Genomic DNA, 2,070 nt, shown 5'->3' on the forward strand with positions numbered 1-2,070 from the left:
GTAGGAGATCCAGGTCTCCATCGCGCCGTTGACGGCGAGGACGAACACGACGAGGCCGACGAGGGAGACGACGTATTTGGCGAACAGGCCCCCGCGCAAAGATCGTGTCTTGTCGTTCGCTCCTGCCATCCCGATCCTCTCGCGCCGCTACGGACGCCGGCGCTATGGGCCATGCAGGCCCGTTCGGGCCGTTCTAGCACAATTCAGGCCGCAGGGCCGCCGCGCGGCCGGCGGACCGGCCGGTGTGGTTACTCCCTGTGGCCTTACGGATGGGTGGATTGTCGCAGCTTCAACGGTTCGGCGGAAGCGTCGCAAGGCGAATGCGGGAAGGTCGGCGCGGCCTATCGATTGAAGAGCTGCCGCAGCACGTCGTTCATTGGCTGACTGTCCTGCTGCGCGGCCGGCGGGTCCTCCAGATCAGGGGCCGACGGCGAGGCCTGCGGTACCGGCGTCGACGGCGTTGCCGGCATGCTGCGGCTGCGCCCGGTGCCCGGAGCGGGAGCAGGACCGGACCCGGCGCCGCTGGAAAGTCCCTGCTGGATCAGATTGCCGAGCGCTTCGCCGAGCGGGCCGCCGAGCAGATTGTTCTGCCCCGGCTGCGAGCCTTGCGGATTGGCATTGCCGGGCGGATTGCCGCCGCCCGGCGCGGTGGTGCCGCCAAGACCGAGGTTGCCGAGGCTGCCCAGAAGATTGCCGAGCCCGGCGCCGTCGGGGCCGAACAGGCCCTTGCCCATCTCGCGCAGCTTGGCATAGGCGGCATCCGGATTGTCCAGCATGCCGGCCATGTCAGGGTAGATTCGCGGCTGCGACCAGGAGCCCTGGATCATGACGGGAATGCCGAAGCCGACCGGCTCGTTGGTGCGTCCCTGGCCTTCGGTCGTCATCACCAGCTTCGGCTCGACGCGAAAGCCCATCATCTTGGTGTCGAGCGCGATGGTGCCGGCGCCGGTCACGCGCACCAGCGGCCCGATCAGGTTGAGATCGGTCGTCACCGCCTGGCCCTTGTCGATGCGGAAGGAGGCCGACAGCTGCGACAGGTCCGTGCTCTGCTCCTGGCCCGCATTCTGGTTGTCCTGCCAGCCGGACAGCGTGCTCGTGGTCAGCGAGCGGATCATCTGCGCGACATTGATGCCGCGGATGGCGCCGTCCTGGAAGTTGACGAACGCCGTGCCCTGCATGTTTGCCATCAGGGCGCGCTGGCTGTTGCCGGCGCTGCGCAAGGCGAGCTTGGCCTGCAGCTTGCCGTCGATGCGGTCGAATTCGGCGAGCCCCTGAAGCAGCGGCAGCGCGCGCACGCCGACGAGGTCGGAATGCATGGCAAAGCTCGGCGCGCCGGTGGTCGCATCCAGGATCACCTCGCCCGAGACCTGGCCGCCATAGGCGCCGAGATTGGCGGTGCCGGCCTTCAGCACGCCGCCGGCGAGCTTGGCGTCGAGCGCCAGCGGCGCGATGCGGGCATCGCCGATGACGGCCTCGTTCGCGGAGATCCGCACCTGCGCGTCGACATAGTTGAGTCCGGAGACGTCGATCGGCGCAGTGCTCCAGGGTTGGCCGGCCGCGCCTTCCGGCGATTTCGCCAGCGGCAGCGCGAGCCTCTGGAAATCGAGATCGAGCTTGACCAGCGGCTTGCTCGCGATGTCGAGCGAGGCCCAGCCGTTGAATGCGCCGTCGCCGAGCCTGCCATTGACGCCGTTGATCATCACGACATTGCCGCTCAGCCGCATCTCGGCGCGGCCGGTGAGCTGGGACTTCAGCACGCTGGGCATGTCGATGGCGAAGTCCACGGGAAACGTCGAACGTTCGGCCGGCACGGTCGTCTTGATGTCGAATTTGGTCGGATGCTCGCCGACACGCGCAGTGCCGGCGATGTTGACCTTGCGGTCGCGGTCGACGGTCGCGTCGGCGTTGATGGCGCTGATGCGGCCCTCGACGCGGTCGCGCAGACGCGAGAAGGCGACTTCGCCGTCGGTGATCTTGATGCGGTCGACCGTGGCGCCATGGGTCTCGAGCGCGAGCGGCTTCGACGGGGCGCCGGCATTCGGCAGCCGCTCGCGCAGCAGCGGCTGGTAG

1 protein-coding gene is annotated in these 2,070 nt (G+C 68.4%); it reads right to left on the bottom strand.

What is annotated here, in order from left to right; genetic code table 11:
• Window positions 1-341 precede the first annotated feature (341 nt).
• Window positions 342-2,070 (bottom strand): AsmA family protein (locus tag JHD07_RS38460; RefSeq protein WP_291631728.1); only part of this gene is annotated, 1,729 nt, incomplete at its 5' end.

Origin of the sequence: Bradyrhizobium sp. (genome assembly GCF_016462955.1) — a bacterium.
Lineage (GTDB): Bacteria > Pseudomonadota > Alphaproteobacteria > Rhizobiales > Xanthobacteraceae > Bradyrhizobium.